The sequence below is a fragment of the Sphingobacterium hungaricum genome, from assembly GCF_015210005.1.
Taxonomy (GTDB): domain Bacteria; phylum Bacteroidota; class Bacteroidia; order Sphingobacteriales; family Sphingobacteriaceae; genus Sphingobacterium; species Sphingobacterium hungaricum.
This window is the reverse complement of the sequence record NZ_MU158697.1, coordinates 13,138-30,202: the sequence shown is the minus strand read 5'-3', so window position 1 is coordinate 30,202 and position 17,065 is coordinate 13,138. Positions and strand designations below refer to the sequence as shown.

General features: G+C 40.1%; 11 protein-coding genes. 3 read left to right on the top strand and 8 right to left on the bottom strand.

Annotated elements, in window-relative coordinates; all coding sequences use genetic code 11:
• Positions 1-17 precede the first annotated feature (17 nt).
• Positions 18-4,067 carry a glycoside hydrolase family 2 TIM barrel-domain containing protein gene (locus tag C4F49_RS00125; RefSeq protein WP_196933801.1) on the top strand — a complete coding sequence of 1,350 codons (4,050 nt, stop codon included), beginning with the start codon at positions 18-20 and terminating at the stop codon, positions 4,065-4,067.
• A 524-nt stretch (positions 4,068-4,591) separates the two neighbouring features.
• Here the strand turns inward: C4F49_RS00125 and C4F49_RS00120 are convergent.
• From C4F49_RS00120 to C4F49_RS00095, 6 genes are all read right to left on the bottom strand, one after another.
• Positions 4,592-5,158: a GNAT family N-acetyltransferase gene (locus C4F49_RS00120; protein WP_196933800.1), complete on the bottom strand. Its 567-nt coding sequence runs from the start codon at positions 5,156-5,158 to the stop codon at positions 4,592-4,594.
• Between the two features lie 61 nt (positions 5,159-5,219).
• Positions 5,220-6,242: an asparaginase gene (locus C4F49_RS00115; RefSeq protein ID WP_196933799.1), complete on the bottom strand. Its 1,023-nt coding sequence runs from the start codon at positions 6,240-6,242 to the stop codon at positions 5,220-5,222.
• 1 nt (position 6,243) lies between these two features.
• Complete coding sequence (locus tag C4F49_RS00110) at positions 6,244-7,035, bottom strand: TatD family hydrolase (protein WP_196933798.1); 792 nt, start codon at positions 7,033-7,035, stop codon at positions 6,244-6,246.
• A 102-nt stretch (positions 7,036-7,137) separates the two neighbouring features.
• Complete coding sequence (locus C4F49_RS00105; protein WP_196933797.1) at positions 7,138-8,145, bottom strand: FKBP-type peptidyl-prolyl cis-trans isomerase; 1,008 nt, start codon at positions 8,143-8,145, stop codon at positions 7,138-7,140.
• Positions 8,146-8,165: 20 nt separating this feature from the next.
• Positions 8,166-9,176, bottom strand: coding sequence for a DHH family phosphoesterase (locus tag C4F49_RS00100; protein ID WP_196933796.1), 1,011 nt, complete (start codon positions 9,174-9,176; stop codon positions 8,166-8,168).
• Between the two features lie 105 nt (positions 9,177-9,281).
• Positions 9,282-11,897 carry an outer membrane protein assembly factor BamB family protein gene (locus C4F49_RS00095; RefSeq protein WP_196933795.1) on the bottom strand — a complete coding sequence of 872 codons (2,616 nt, stop codon included), beginning with the start codon at positions 11,895-11,897 and terminating at the stop codon, positions 9,282-9,284.
• A 221-nt stretch (positions 11,898-12,118) separates the two neighbouring features.
• Between C4F49_RS00095 and C4F49_RS00090 the strand changes: the two genes are divergently transcribed.
• Entirely contained in the window at positions 12,119-12,508 is a 390-nt protein-coding gene (locus C4F49_RS00090; protein WP_196933794.1) for a DUF423 domain-containing protein, read from the top strand.
• A gap of 179 nt (positions 12,509-12,687) precedes the next feature.
• On the top strand, positions 12,688-15,168 hold the full coding sequence (gene priA, locus C4F49_RS00085) for a replication restart helicase PriA (RefSeq protein WP_196933793.1): 2,481 nt from the start codon (positions 12,688-12,690) through the stop codon (positions 15,166-15,168).
• On the opposite strand, the gene C4F49_RS00080 is transcribed toward priA, so the two are convergent.
• Together C4F49_RS00080 and C4F49_RS00075 are read right to left on the bottom strand one after the other, a co-directional pair.
• Positions 15,165-16,058 carry a carboxymuconolactone decarboxylase family protein gene (locus C4F49_RS00080; protein WP_231388153.1) on the bottom strand — a complete coding sequence of 298 codons (894 nt, stop codon included), beginning with the start codon at positions 16,056-16,058 and terminating at the stop codon, positions 15,165-15,167. The genes priA and C4F49_RS00080 overlap by 4 nt on opposite strands.
• A 47-nt stretch (positions 16,059-16,105) precedes the next feature.
• Positions 16,106-16,948 (bottom strand): DUF4886 domain-containing protein, encoded by an 843-nt coding sequence (locus C4F49_RS00075; RefSeq protein ID WP_196933792.1) that lies wholly within the window; start codon positions 16,946-16,948, stop codon positions 16,106-16,108.
• Positions 16,949-17,065 lie beyond the last annotated feature (117 nt).

Genomic DNA, 17,065 nt, shown 5'->3' with positions numbered 1-17,065 from the left:
TTCTTTAATAAAAACAGATGATTAGATCAGTCATAACATATTTTACATACGCATTATTGCTAACAACACCAGTACAGCTTTGCGGACAAATTATTCCGGTTACGGAAAAAATAGAAGGATTCGCGTATGGCAAATCAAGTGCGCCGACCGGAAAAGAATGGGAGTCGCCTGAACAGCTATCGCTGAATAAGGAGTTGCCACATGCTTATCACTTTTCGTTTGCGAATCCAGAGCAAGCGCGAAAGGTACTCCCTGAAAACTCCGATTATTGGAAATCGCTAAACGGGACATGGAAATTCAGTTGGGTGAAGACACCTGAAGAACGACCAAAGGATTTCTATAAAACAGATTATAACGTTTCTGGATGGGACGAAGTTCCGGTTCCAATGAGCTGGAATATTTATGGTATTCAGAAAGATGGTTCATTAAAATATGGTGTGCCGATTTACGTAAACCAACCTGTCATTTTTCAGCATCAAGTGAAAGTGGATGATTGGCGTGGCGGTGTGATGCGTACGCCTCCTCAGCAGTGGACAACGTTTATCTATCGAAATGAAGTAGGATCCTATAAACGGAATTTCTCCGTTCCTAAGAATTGGGAAGGCAAAGAAGTTTACATCAATTTCGATGGTGTTGATTCCTTTTTCTACCTATGGATCAATAGCCAATATGTTGGCTTCTCTAAGAACTCCCGCAATCTCGCTGCGTTTAATATCACGCCGTATTTGAATGCTAAAGGAGAGAATACCGTTTCCGTAGAAGTTTATCGAAATTCCGATGCGTCCTTTATCGAAGCGCAGGATATGTTTCGCCTTCCGGGAATATTTCGTACAGTTTCATTGACGGCAAAGCCGAAGGTGCAGATCCGCAACTTGGTCGCTGTTCCTGATTTGGATGCAAATTATGGCAATGCAACATTAAAAGTAACGGCTGAATTGTTAAACAGTTCTGATAAACTAGCGAAAGGTTACAAATTGCGCTATAGCCTTTATGCAAATAAACTGTATAGCGATGAGAACACGAAAGTTGCAGAAATCAATCTGACTAATTCTGTGAACCCAATCGATCAACAGAAAACTGGCGTATCGGAGGTCAATCTGAAAGTGGATCATCCGAATAAATGGTCTGCTGAACAGCCGTATCGCTATACGTTGATTACCGAATTGTTGGATGCGCGTGGCAAAGTCATTGATGTGGTTTCGACCTATACCGGTTTCCGAAAGGTAGAAGTGAAAGATACCAAAGCTTCGGATGATGAATTCGGCCTTGCTGGAAGGTATTTTTATGTCAATGGAAAAACCGTAAAACTAAAAGGCGTCAACCGCCACGAAACGAATCCGGAAAAAGGTAAAGTCGTGTCGCATGAGCAGATGGAAAAAGAAATTATCCTGATGAAACAAGCGAACATCAACCATGTCCGCAATTCCCATTATCCCGATGATCCCTATTGGTATTACTTGTGTGATAAGTATGGAATTTATTTGGAAGATGAAGCAAACATTGAAAGCCATGAATATTATTATGGCGATGCCTCATTATCTCATCCTATCGAATGGAAAAATGCGCACGTGGCTCGGAATTTAGAAATTGTGCATGCAACGATCAACCATCCATCGATTATTATTTGGTCGCTTGGAAATGAAGCCGGTCCCGGAAATAATTTTGTCGCTGCTTATGACGCGATCAAGAAGGTAGATGTTTCAAGACCGGTGCAGTATGAGCGCAACAACAGCATTGTGGATATTGGATCAAATCAATACCCATCCATTGACTGGGTCAGAGAAGCGGTGAAAGGAAAATATAGACTGAAATACCCATTCCATATTTCGGAGTATGCCCATTCCATGGGAAATGCTGCCGGAAATCTGATTGATTATTGGGATGCGATCGAGTCGACTAACTTTTTTATGGGCGGTGCAATCTGGGACTGGATCGATCAGTCCATGTATAGCTACAACAAAGAAACGGGAGAGCGGTATCTAGCTTATGGTGGTGACTTCGGCGACAAGCCAAATGACGGCACCTTTGTGATGAATGGGTTGATCTTTGCTGATTTGACCCCAAAACCTCATTACTACGAAGTTCGTAAGGTCTATCAAAATGTTGGGGTGAAACTGGTCGACAGCATTGCCGGACGTGTAGAGATCTTCAATAAGAATTATTTTACCTCGCTCGACGATTACGATATCGTTTGGTCCTTGTGGAAAGATGGACAGGAGATCCAGAGAGGAACAAACTTTAAGAATAGGATACCATCCATTGCGCCTCGCGCAAAACAATTGGTCGAAATTCCATATGAATTCCAGCAACTCGACCCACAGTCCGAATATTTTGTGAAAGTGCAGTTTATCTGGAAAAACGATCAGCTTTGGGCTAAGAAAGGCGATGTGCAGATGGAAGAACAAATGCGGATTAAAGAATCTACCTCGATTCCTTCAATTGCAGAAGTTGCTCAAGGCAATGAGCTGTCTGTCAAAGAAGAGGGAAACTTTCAGCTGATTTCTGGAAAGGATTTCGCCGTGAAATTTGATAATCTTTCAGGAACAATCTACAACCTTTCCTACCAAAACAAAACGGTAATCCGTGATGGTGAGGGGCCGAAGTTGGACGCCTTGCGCGCACCTTTGGACAACGACAATTGGGCTTATCAGCAATGGTTTGAGAAGGGTTTGCATAATTTGAAACATCGTGCATTGTCCTCGACAAGCTATCACCGCGAAGATGGCGCCTACGTAATTGCTTATACGATGGAATCCCAAGCGCCAAATGGCGGGACTATACGCGGAGGAAGTTCGGGTACCTATACCATTCAAGAAAATGCCGATCATTCGTTTGGAGAGGAAGATTTCAAATTCATGAGCAACTACATTTGGACAATCTATAAAGACGGTTCGATTGAATTAGAAAGTAGCATTACTTCAAACAACAGCAGTGTGGTATTGCCTCACATCGGTTTTGCAATGCAATTGCCCGAAAGTTTTAAAAATTACAGCTATTATGGACGAGGCCCAATGAATAACTATGCCGACCGTAAGACGGGGCAGTTTATTCAACGGTATTCGAGTACGGTTAGCGACCAGTTTGTACAATGGCCAAAACCTCAATCTACAGGAAACAGAGAGGAAGTGCGCTACGCTTCATTGATCGATGACGCAGGTGACGGGGTAGTTTTTGTTGCGAAAGATAAATTTTCAACTTCTGCATTGCCTTGGTCTGAACTGGAAATGACTTTAGCACCGCATATCTATCAATTGCCAAAGAGTACTGGAACCCATCTTTATTTATTGGCGGATGTGACGGGTTTGGGAGGAAATAGCTGTGGGCAAGGCCCGCCATTGGAACAAGATCGTGTAAAAGCAGATCCGCATACGTTTGGATTTATTATTCGTCCTGTGCGTAAATCGAATGATAAAGAACAAGCTAAAGTGAAGGTCGCCGGAGAAATGCCGATTACGATCAGCCGAGATAAAAATGGATTGGTTTCGATCGCTACCGAAGATGCGAACGCCAAATTGCAGTACCAGATTGGAAATGGGAAAGTGCAAAACTATTTCACTCCATTCAACCTACGTGAAGGTGGAATGGTGCAAGCTTGGTATCCAGAAAATGAAAAACTAATCGCTCAGGTTTCTTTCCCAAAAATTGAAAGCATACCGATGGAAATTCTATCGGCATCCAGCCAAGAAAGGGGAGAGGGAAATGCCGAGCACTTAATTGATGGCGATCCATCCACAATCTGGCATACGATGTATTCAGTCACGGTGGCGCAGTATCCACATTGGGTAGATTTTGATGCAGGAACAACTAAGAAAATTAAAGGATTTACTTACCTCCCTCGTCAAGATGGTTCGAATGGTCATATCAAAACGTATAAAATCCAATTGAGTTCCGATGGAAAAAACTGGAGCGAAGCTGTTGCAGGAGGTGAATTTGATAAAGGAAAAGGCTTAAAAACTATTTCTTTGTCGAAACCGATCGAAGCTAGGTATATTCGCTTCACTGCGCTTAGCTCTCAGAACGGACAGGATTTTGCATCGGGGGCAGAGTTTGTAGTTTTAGCGGAGTAGTGGTGTTTAAGTAAAAATTAAAAATTAAAAAGTAAAAAACAGGTCAGGCTGTTATCATTTGCTATTCAGGATGTTCCGTAGGGTCATCCTGAATTTCTGATACAAGCGGATTTGCAATCCGCTCTAAACTAATAATGGGGATTGCAAATCCCTATTTAATCTTAGTTCGACAACTCCCTTCGGAGGCTATAGAACAGCGATTAGTTTCAATTCAAAATTCAAAATTAAAAAGTAAAAAAACAGGTCAGACTGTTATCATTCGCTATTTCGCTATTCAGGATGTTCCGTAGGGTCATCCTGAATTCCTGATACAAGCGGATTTGTAATCCGCCCTAAACTAATGATAGGGATTGCAAATCCCTATTTACTCTTAGTTCGACATCTTCCTTCGGAGCCTATCGAACAGCGATTAGTTTCAAATTCAAAATTCAAAAGCCTTTCTAGCTGTTAGTAATTTCGCTAGCGCGCGCGTTCCGCGTGTGCACTATATAGCACCCCTGCATTTTTTACTTTTGAATTTTTACTTAAATAGCGTGTATCTCATCGCGCCTTGCTTGTTCCCAATCTTCTTTCAGCATCGCGTATAAGACTAAGTCGTTGAAAGTTCCATTTACGATTTCAGCATTTCTCATAATGCCTTCTTGCTGGAAACCCATGCGCTCAGCAACAGAACGGCTGCGCTGATTTTGAACAGCAGCTTTTAATTCTAAACGTTCCAAACCGACTTTCTCAAAAGCATAGTCGATCAATTTTTTACAGCAGGCGCTGATAATGCCTTTTCCTTCGACGGATTTCTTCAGCCAGTAGCCGATTGCCCCGTTTCTATTATGCCGATTGATGTAATGCAATCCTATTCTTCCGACAATTTTCTCTTGATAAACAATGACAAAAGAAATGTCTGTTCCAGCCCAATAATTATAATCGCATTGATCGATGTAAGCAGCTAAAGGCTCAAGACTAGTCATTCCTTCTACCCATGAAAGGTATTGGATTAGATGATCCCGATTTTCCTGGATGGTCATAAATAACTCCTCCAGCTGACTTTTATCTGTCAGTGCTAAATGCAAATCCGAAGCGATAACTATATTCATATACATAATCATTTAAAGAGTAAGAAAACAGCCTTATTCCTTGATCTCTGTTCCTTAAACCCTAATCATTCACCGTCAGTTCACCTCGGATATTCTGTGCGATCCAATACGCCACTTCTTGTTGGTCTTCAAATTCTCCTTGCAGATAAATAAGCTTGGTGACAGCCGCTTCGAATGTCATGTCGTAGCCGTTTAATACGCCGATCGCTTTCAAGCCCTGACTTGTTTCGTAGCGCCCTAATTCCACTGAACCTACTTTGCATTGTGAAATATTCAAAATGTTCTTACCCGACTGAATGGCTTTTTCCAATAATTCTAAAAACCAAGCATCCGTCATTGTGTTTCCCGAACCGAAAGTTTCCATAACGATGCTGCGGACATCTGAATTCAAAACAGCTTCAATCGTTGTTTTGTTGATGCCTGGGAATAATTTCAAAACGCCTACACGGTTATCTAGTTGGGTATGCAAGATAAATTCTTTGTCGCTGTTGTCTAGCAGCGCATCATCAATGTATTTTAAATGTATTCCAGCTTCCACAAGCACTGGATAATTTGGAGATCGAAAAGCTTCGAATTTAGCCGAGTTGTACTTAAAGGACCGGTTGCCTCTGAATAATTTATTGTCAAATAAAATGCAGACTTCCTGAATAATGGATTTTCCGTCACGTTTCGCAGAGGCAATTTCCAAAGCCGTCATCAAGTTTTCTCGAGCATCTGTACGGATTTCACCGATAGGCAATTGAGATCCTGAAAAGACAACAGGTTTCTGCAATCCTTCTAGCATAAAGCTTAGGATAGAGGCAGAATAGGCCATGGTATCTGAGCCATGCAAGATGACAAAGCCATCGTAATTCTCGTAATTGTCTTTAATAATTACAGCCATTTCTTTCCAGATATCCATATTCATATTGGATGAATCGATAATCGGAACAAATGAGTGGACCGTCAACTTGTAATTCAAACGGCTAAGATCTGGAAGATTGCGGGCAATCAATTCGAAATCAAATGGAATAAACGAACCCGTATTTGGATCCTGAACCATCCCTATGGTTCCACCTGTATAGATGATAAAAATATTATTCATGTTATATTCCGAATACTTGTTTTGAATTTGCTGTGGTAATCTGTGCTAGCTCGGCGATCGATAACTCATGCAGATCAGCAACTTTTTCAGCGACGTAATGCAAATAGCTGCTTTTATTTTCTTTTCCCCTGAAAGGAACTGGCGCAAGGTAAGGTGCATCGGTTTCTAAAACCAGGTGTTGCAAGTCGATTTCTTTGACGACTAAATCAAGCCCTGCTTTTTTAAATGTAACCACGCCTCCAATACCCAATTTGAAGCCTAACGCAATGGCGCGTTGCGCCTGTGCTAATGTTCCGGTAAAGCAGTGGAAAATACCAAATAAGCGTTCGTCTTTAAGCTCATCTAAAAGTTCGAACAACTCGTCGAATGCTTCCCGGCAATGAATATCAATTGCCAGGCCCAATTCTTTTGCCCATCTGCACTGAATGCGAAATGCATCTTTTTGGATTTCCAAGGTTGATTTGTCCCAATACAAATCTAGCCCTATTTCACCGATTGCATAGATTTTGTGCTCCGCAATGGCTTTCTCGATAATCGCAAGTTCTTCTTTGTAATTCTCTTTCACATTGCAAGGATGCAGACCCAGCATTGGGAAACAGTTGTCAGGAAATTGCTTGACCGTTTCGAGTACCAAAGGAATAGATGCGGCATCTACGTTCGGTAAAAAGAGACGGTCAATGTTTTTATCTAGACATAAGTTTATCTGATTGGCCAGCTCATCCGTTTGAGCATGGTAATACAGATGCGTATGGGTATCTGTTAATTGGTAAGATCCTGGTATTTCTTGCGACATAAGGTTCAAAAATAATATTTTGCTTCCACATAAAAGTATAGAAACACAAAACGCGCTTCATTTTTCAATGAAACGCGTTTTAGTAATTTATAAAATCTTAAATTATCTTACAGTTGGAGTAGGATTAACTACTGGAGGTGCTTGATTAACCGGAGCAGCTGTAGAATCTACTTTTGGAGCAGGGATTACGTCTACTAATTCGATTTCAAATACCAATGGTGCGTATGGAGGAATTGTTCCACGACCATCTCCACGATCACCATATCCAATTGATGAAGGAACGATAAATGTAGCTTTTGTTCCTTTGTTCAATAATTGAATACCTTCAGTCCAAGCTTGGATCACAGGATCTCTACCGATGCTGATGCGCAATGGCTCGTAAGGTCTCATTGCATTGAAAATGTTGTGTTTTTTAGCTTCTTCTGGGTTGTTTGTGTCAAACACTTTACCTGTAGCCGCTAATGAACCTATGTAATTTACAACTACGGTATCACCAACATTTGGTTTAGCACCTTTACCTTCTTCTTTGATCACGTACTGTAATCCAGAAGCAGTTTTCTTAGGCTCTAATTTATTATTTTTAACGTAGTTTGCTAATTTAGCATCTTCTGATTTCTTCAAGTTTTCTAATTCTGCTTCGAAGTATTTGTTTACTTGGTCATAGAATAAAGAATCAGTTAAGTTTCCTTTTTTGAAGACTTTTCTAACTTTTACATTGAAAGTAACGTATTTGTCTGCAAATTCAGGTTTTGGCTGACCGTTTTTAGCCGCCATAGTATCTAAGTTCAAACGGAAAATAGCGCTATCGCCTTCACCTAAAAACTTAAACATTGAGTTGTAATCGCCAGGGTACAATCCAGGAATTGTGTCTGGAGCGATCTGAACGATTTGAGGTAATCCTAAATCATACGTGCTCTGTAATAATGAATCTTTACGGTCTGAAGTAACGATCAAATCAACTGCCATTAAATCTCCAGCAACAGCTTTCTCGCCGCCTTCATCTTTTACTATTTTGTACTCTAGGCCACCATCGCCCTTTTTAAATTGTTGACAAGCTGTGGTAAATAGCAATCCTGCAGCCGCCGTTAATAATAGAATTGACTTCTTCATTTTATTTTTATCGCTTTTTTTTATTTTGTTAAAATTTCTTTGTACTCTGGTAAAATGGCTTTAAATCGGTTAACTGTTGTCAATAAGTCATCCGTTGAACTTCCGCCACTAGCATTTAAATGACCTCCACCGTTAAAATGTTTCTTACAGATCTCATTACATGGAATATCTCCAATCGAACGCAAAGATAACTTAATTAATTCAGTTCTGTCAATAAATAATCCTGCCAATCGAACTCCTTTGATCGAGAGCGCATAATTGACTAAACCTTCTGTGTCTCCAGTCGTTATGTCAAATTTAGCAAGATCTTCTTTGGATATCGCAAACAATGCTGTATTGTACTCTGGAATCACTTCCAAACAGTTTAATAAGCAATAGCCTAAAAACTTTAAACGTGATTCTGTTGAACTATTGTATATCTGCTCGTGAATTTCCCAATTTTTTGCGCCAGCATCAATTAGATTTGCTATAATATGATGCACAGCCGATGTGGTAGAACGAAAGCGGAACGATCCTGTATCCGTCATAATTCCTGAATACAGATTGGTTGCAATTTCTGGCGTAATTCCATTTTTATCCCCAACAACATCCACAATAAATGTGTAAACCAGTTGAGCAGTCGCCGCTGCGGATGAATCCCAATAACATAAATCCGCAAAATCTTCAGGATCCAAATGATGGTCGATCATCCATTTTTGGCCTTTCGCTTCGCGAATAACGGGTTCTAAAATATTTGTTCTTGAAAGTGCGCTGTAATCTAAGCAGAATAGGATGTCTGCCTCGTCGATAAGTTCCTGCGCTTCTTCTTGTTGATCTGGATAAATGATTACATCTTCACGTCCCGGCAACCAGTCTAAAAACGTAGGGAAATCGGAAGATAAGATGATGTTTACCTGATGCTTATTTGCTTTCAACCAATGATACAGACCTAAAGATGATCCCAATGCGTCGCCATCCGGCTTGTGATGCGTAGTGATCACAATCTTTTTTGGTTCATCTAATAAGTATAAATTCTTCTCTCCTTTAAGCATAGTTAAATTGTGAATGCAAACCTACCATAAAATCTTTTTTAAAAAAAACTTTTTGAGAAGATTCTTCGGTTCGCTTGCTTGCCGATAAATGCATTGACTCACCGGCTAATGCGGGTAGGCATAGAGGGTATGGTCCCTACGGCTGCATAGCAGATAATTTCCTGAATTGTAGTTTATTTTGCCATAATAAAACAAAGGCAAAGCCTCGACAGGAAAACCTTCTTCGACAGCGCCGCTCTCCGTAAACAAGTAAATCAAATTCGTAGATCGCGAAGCGATTCCTAGTTTATAGAGTCCGCCATCAGCTTTAAAAAATTGTGGCTTGTTATCGATTTCTTTGGTAAAGCTATACGTGTATGACAGGCGTATCGAATCAGCGAGTTCGTAAACACGAAGCTGTGCTTGGTCCAGTATAATCATCTCTGGGTTCGAAGAAGATTGGATATTGACAAAGTCAGCATAATGTTTAGAGCTCCATTTTTCCAATTGCTTGACTACTGTTGGTTTTGCGGTATTGAATTGATAAATCCGGCTACTGGTATCTGTGGCATAAATGCTGTAAGAGTCTGTAGATGCATTTGCGATTCCGATAGGATTTCGAAATACCACATTGCCCTCGGCATCAAATTCTTTTTGTTTTCTTCCTTGTTGATCAAAAACATAGACTCGGCCGTATGTTGTGCCTACGACGAGTTGTCCATTAACCTGTTTCACATCTCCGATAATTTCCCCATCAACTGTTTCTTCTGTCCAGTTCTCCACCGCCTGTCCATCCAGATGATAAGCTAAGATTTGATTTTTTACAGGAATAAATAGGATTTCCTCACCCGCTATTTGTCCAAGCGTGACCGAAGAACTTGGCTCCTTGCCAATATCTTTTGAAAATCCGGAATGCATTTTTCCATCGGGGTCAAAACGATAAAGCCGATTGCGGTCAGTTACCAAAACCAGACTGCGGTCTGAAAGCTGGATAACGTCGCCAACAATGCGTCCCGAAAATACCGACGACCAGATTTTAGTTCCGCTTGGGCTGATGGCATGTACCGTATGGTCTTGCTCCTGTACTAGAATAAATTGGCTCGTGTCCGAATGTTCAAAAACGTAAGGTTGTGTGATTAGTCGGTTATTAAAAGTGTATTTCCATGCAGGATTGCTTCCTAAAGTGTTTTTGCTTTTATAGACCGCATATACGCGGCTAAGAAATGCTCCATTGTTTCCGGATAATTGAGCAGACCAAGCATAAAAATCTTGATAACCGTAATTCTCTTTATCGCGAAAGTTTTTAGAAAAGGCTGAAGTTAACTGATTGCTAATGGTACTGGAAGCATTTTTCGCATGAGCGAAATAGGTCACATTCGCTTCGTTGCCAACTAAGCGTTCAAAGTTTTTAAAGCCTAATGTTCCAATCAGTAAATCTTTGCTTTTCCAATTTTGGATATAATCCCTAAGCGTCGATAATTCGTTGGAAACAATCACAACATCATCTGTTTTATAAAGATAAGGCCTTGTAAAAGGTTTCAATGCATCACCATAATAAGCATACAAGAGATTAGATTCCCTAAATCGATAAATGGAATCGCCAAGCGATTCAGTTCCTTGATTGACAAACTGTTCCCAGACTGAATTGTTTTCTACAGAGACATAACCGAGATAAGAGCGATTAGTCAATTCTACCAATGCAAATTCTTTACCGAGCGCCTTTTGAAGGTCTTGGGCTGTTTTGGAAACCTGCTTTCCATCAGTTGCATTTAAGAGCGTGGATTCTTTTCGGTAAGTAAATAATTTTCCTAGTTCGTCTTGAAATAGATTTTTACTCGCCAGCGAATATTCCATGTAAAATGCCGTATTGCTTGGAAAATACGTGTACAATCGCTGTGCGGTTTTTGCCTGCGAACTAAAAAGTGCGATGTAGTTCCCTTCTTTATGAGTCAATTGGGATTCACCCGAAAGCATCAGCGCATCTTGCTTGAAATTAATATTCCAAGCCGATTCGCCATCCAAGCCTGCAAATTGTTTCAAAAAGTCACCCGGATTATTTTGTTTGAATATATCCGTCAAGGTGTCCAATTGCTGATGTGGAAAATAAACGCTTAAAGGAGCATTCCTTCTGTTGTTAGCCACAAAAAAATCGATTTGTTGGCTCGCTAACTTTGGAATATTCTTGTCAATGATTTGCGTAATCAATTCTTTAGATGGCGAGACGAAAAAAACTTGCTTCAAAAATGCCAAATGAACAACCGAATCTTTACTTCCATATTGTATTGTATAAATGGATTCGCCCAAGGTATCTTGTGTGCTGAGTTTGAAGTCGCCATTCAATGTTTTTAGTAACTCCGGAAAATCTGCTTTAGAAATATCCTCTATCGTGGGAATGGTAAACAAGGTTTCAATTTCTTTGGCTATTGGATGAAACGAAACATACATTTCAGCTCCATGCACATAATTGTTGATGGCTTTATTGCGAAGCAAATGATTTTTCAAATAATCATATTGTTCTGATTGCTTGAAACCGATTAAAGCATCAAACACTTCAAAATCTTTGAAAATATTATCCGTGGTTTCATCATTTTGCGTAGCAACAATCAAAAGCGTTGTTTCAGGCAAATAGGTCAGCGGTTTACTAACTGTTTTTTGCTCGCCATTGATACTCGAAAAGTAATAAATAGAAGCTCCTACAACAGCAATAGTCAACAAAATAGTAACGATTATCGTGTTTCTCATGTTAGTACAAACGTACTTAATTAATAACTAATTTAATTCATGTGGTATTCATTTTTAACAAAAAATGCCAATTAAGATGCCTCTTTCTACGCTTGGATGAATGTACTTAGCTATTCCCAATGTCTAAAAACAGACAGATTCGGAAAAAAATGACAGGTATTTAAGCTATATTTTTTACATTTATCCACAATTATTAATTGATTTAATTTTTTTGCATATACATGAATAAACAAATCATACTTACTGCATCGCTTTTTGGGCTTTTAGCAGTTATTCTCGGTGCTTTCGGAGCGCATGGTTTGGAGGGGGAAGTAAGCGAATACCAAATAGACACATGGAAGACTGCTAATCAATACCATTTTTATCACACGCTGGCCATTCTGTTTTTATCTACATTCTCTAGAGCAAAAAGTCAATCCATTCGCGTTTCTTTTATCGCATTCGTTATCGGAATCTTCTTATTCTCGGGTTCTTTGTATTTATTGAGCGTCCGTGACTTAATTGGATGGACAAATAGTTCGTTTTTAGGCCCAATCACACCGATAGGAGGTTTGTTTTTTATTGTTGGATGGATTGGATTGTTTGTCGCTGCAATGAAGCACAAGGCATAATAAGTAAAAATTAAAAAAGAAAAATTCAAAAGAGTGGAAAGATTTCAGCGGAATTAAATTTTGCTGAGAAAACTTTAGGTATTTGATAATAAGCATTAATTCTCAAATCTCACATCTCAAATCTCACATCTAAAAATATTGTACACGTATTATCTTGATGTTTTGTTATTTTTGTTGAAATGGCAAACGAGGAATTATTTGATGACCATCATAGTACTTTATTTATTGAAGTGATTTTGCCTTTGGCAATAGCGAAAACCTATACCTATCGTGTTCCTCAAGATTTAAACAGCCGCATTCAAGTCGGAGTTCGAGTGATTGTGCAATTCGGACGGAATAAAATATATTCCGCCATTGTTCGAAGCATCCAAAAAGAAGCCCCGCAAAAATATGAAGCCAAGTATATTTTAGATGTAGTGGATGACCAGCCGATTGTGCTTCCGAAACAGCTGGAACTTTGGGATTGGATGGCATCCTATTACATGTGCTATTTAGGCGAAATTATGCAGGCTGCGTTGCCGGCAGCACTGAAAATGGCTTCGGAAACGAAAATTGTTGCTTCCAATAATCCAGAATTAGACCGCTCTACACTTTCAGATAAGGCTTTTTTGGTGCTTGATGCGCTCGATATTGCACCTGAACTAAAAGTCAGTGATGTGATGAAGATTCTTGGTCAAAAATCTGTTTTTCCATTGTTGAAATCGCTTTTTGACAAAGGGTTTATTCTGATTTCTGAAGAAATAAAGCAGCGCTATAAAGCTAAAACAAAAGCATATTTAACCTTAAATCCGGAATTTTCTGATGCCGAAGGTTTTAAAGAATTGTTGGATTCATTAAATAAGGCAGAGAAACAACAAGATGCTGTCTTGGCATTTTTTCAGTTGCAAAAAGTAAAGAAAGATATTTCCCGTAAGGAAGTGATGGAGCTCGCAGGAGTCGCAGCTGGTACCTTGAAGGCGTTGATTGATAAAGAAATATTTGTCGTCAATGAAAAGGTCGTAAGCCGGTTTGCAGGATATGACGTGGATATTCAAAAAGAATACAGCTTTAGTCCGGCACAGCAAACCGCTTTGGAAGAAGTTCATCGTGGCTTTGCGGAAAAAGATGTGCTGTTATTGCATGGAGTGACTGCTTCAGGGAAAACGCAGATTTATATTCGGTTGATTGAGGAAATGTTAGCTTCAGGAAAATCGGCTTTGTTTCTGCTTCCTGAAATTGCATTAACTACGCAAATTACCGAACGCCTTAAATTATATTTTGGCAATAAATTGGGGGTTTACCATTCCAAATTTAACGACAATGAACGTGCCGAGGTATGGCACAAAGTCATGAGCAAAGAGTTTCAAGTCGTGGTCGGTGCCCGCTCATCTATATTTCTGCCTTTCCAAGATTTGGGACTGATTATCGTTGATGAGGAACATGAAACATCGTACAAACAGCAAGACCCAGCGCCTCGCTACCATGCGCGCGACACGGCCATTTATTTAGCTTCTAAGTTCGGTTCAAAAATACTTTTGGGTTCGGCAACGCCTTCGATTGAAAGTTACTACAATGCGAAAGCCGAAAAATATGCTTTAGTTGAATTGAAAGAGCGTTATGGCGATGCTGAAGTACCAAGCATTCAGATTCTGAACATGACCGAAGAAGGTAGGAAAGATGATATGTTCACGTATTTCACAGGAACGCTCCTGCGAAGTATGGAAGAGAGCATTGCTAAAAAAGAACAGATTATTCTATTCCAAAACAGGAGAGGTCATACGCCATTTTTGCAATGCAAAACCTGTGGCTGGGTAGCGAAATGCGTGAATTGCGATGTGAGTTTAACTTACCACAAAGCGACACATCATTTGCATTGCCATTATTGCGGACATACAGAACCGCCCGTTTCGGTGTGCCCAGCTTGCGGAATGCCGCATATTGATAGCAAAGGGTTTGGAACCGAAAGGGTCGAAGAGGAATTGCAGCTATTATTGCCCAAGGCGCGCATTGCCCGGCTGGATTTGGATTCCACAAAAGGAAAGTACGGTTTCGATAAAATATTGACCGCATTTGATGAGCAAGAATACGATATTTTAATCGGTACACAAATGATTGCAAAAGGACTGGATTTTGGACGCGTAAATTTAATAGGGATTTTGAATGCAGATTCCATGATTAATTATCCGGATTTCAGGGCGTACGAACGTGCATTCACTTTGTTTTCTCAAGTTGCTGGCCGCGCTGGCAGACGGCAGTCGGAAAGTAAAGTGATTATTCAAACCTACACACCAAACCATCGGGTTTTGCAACAGGTCGTTAATCACGATTACGAGGGCATGTTCAATCAAGAAATTATCGAACGGAAGAATTATCATTATCCGCCATTTTATAAGCTGATTCAAATCTCATTAAAACATAGCAGCCAACAAACCGCTCAGGATGCTGCGCAACGTTTGGCGCAACTTCTCCGCACACAACTAGCGCATCGCGTAATTGGTCCGGAACCGCCATTGATCAGTCGGGTTCGGAATCAATACATTCAGAATATTACCTTAAAAATCGACCGTGTTGGAATCTCTGTATCGAAAGTCAAAGAATTTTTGACTAAATCAATCGTGCTATTTCAGGTGGATAAAAATAACAATGGCGTTCGTGTTTTATTGGATGTAGATCCGTATTAATCTTTTGCTTTTAAGCGTTCATTAACGGCTTCTTTCAATGCATTTGTACCATTAATTGCAGCAGGAAAGCCTGCGTAAACCGTCATCAATAACATGATTTCTCGGATATTCTCAATGGAAAGTCCAATATTTAATCCAGCATTGATATGGAATTTCAACTGCGGACTTGCATTTCCCAAGGCCGTCAAAGCTGCGATGGTCGCTATCTGCCGATGTTTCTTATCCAGATTATCCCTCGAAAAGATATCGCCATAACCAAATTCCAAGGTCAATTTTACCAAGTCGGGAGCGAATTCTTGATAAGCATCTTGTAATCGCTGTACTTGTGAACTGTCTAATTTTGATAATTCTTTTTCGCCTTGTTCAAGTCTGCTGTCGGACTGCAGATTTGAGGGCTCTTTTCCAATCTCATCATTCAATCCATGTTCTTTTCGCTCTGACAGTACTTCTTTAAACGCGTTCATGGAGTTCAGGCTATTGGGGAAACCCGAATAAACGACCATCTGCAAAATCACTTCTTTTATTTCGTTGATTGTGCTTCCTGTATTTAAAGCGCCGTGTAAATGTACTTTCAATTGAGGCTGTGCATTGCCCATTGCCGTTAATGCGGCTACGACTGCGATTTCTTTCGATTTTAAATGGAGCCCATCTCGGCTATACACATCGCCAAATGCGTACTCGATAATAAACCTTCCTAAATCGGGCGAAATGTCTTTCAGGGATTGAATTACCTTTTCGCCGGCTTCGCCGTCAATTTCTTTTAATTTTTCCCAACCTCTGTTGTATCGTTCTGTTTGCATGGCAGCGGTTTCTTTGTTGCTTTCTTGGACCAAGCAGATTTGGGTTGTGAAGACAAAAAATAAAATACTATGTCTACCTATGTTGATCATGGCCTATCCGATCAATTTTTCTTAGAACGCTATTTCAATTTAAATTATTATAGCCTAACCTTCGATATTTTGTAAGGTTTCTTGACGGCTTTATGCGCCGCCTCTTTTGCGATTTTAGCTTGCAATTCAGTGACCTGTTCAGGTCTGTACGAGTTTTTTCTGACATCCAGCCCAAATAATTTTTCGTACCAAGTACAAGCGACCGTAAATCGTCCATAATTTAATTCCAAATGGTAGCCATCGCGTGTGAAATGGTCAGCAATGCTGCTAGTGCGCGCATTTTGGATCGCTGTTCCTGACGGAATGATCATCGCAAATAAGCCTGACTTATCAAGTTCTTTCGTTGTGCTCGCGATGCTTTTGTACATGGTCATCTGATTGCTATCGTAATTTTTAAATCCATCGTGTTTTGAATCCTGCTGATAAGCCCATGTTTGATGAAAAATAAGTTTTATGTTTTCGCTGGTTTGCTGCTGTACATAGCCGATGAGCAGTGGGAGGCTTTCCATAATTAAATCATATTTTCCCGATAAGGGACTTGCTTGCTGTAGGCTGACGTAATCCCAATCTTCATCATGCAGTGCTTTCTCAAGGCTTACTTTTTCTACGGTAACCTTTTTGCCATCTAGGCCAATCTTCCGATAGCTGTAAGCATCTTTATTTTCGATGGAATTCTGCACATGCAAATCCAAAGGCGCGCCTCCGATATATAAATTTCCGATAATGATCTGCTTATCCGCCGCTAAGGCCAATTCATGCAGGTACTGTTCGATCGCATCTTCAGAAAAACTATTGCCAATAGCCAAAACTTTTAGCGTTTCATTGATCTGAGCGAGGCAAACACTTATTTGAACAAACAGGATGATGATAAAGAGCGAGAGTTTTTTCATGTTGGATATTGTTGAGGATTCTAAGTTACTCAATTTCCAAAACTTTATCTCACTCAGGTAGAATATATTGTAGTTAAATTGCCTAAATATGGCTTAACAATGCTATTTTTGGATAAC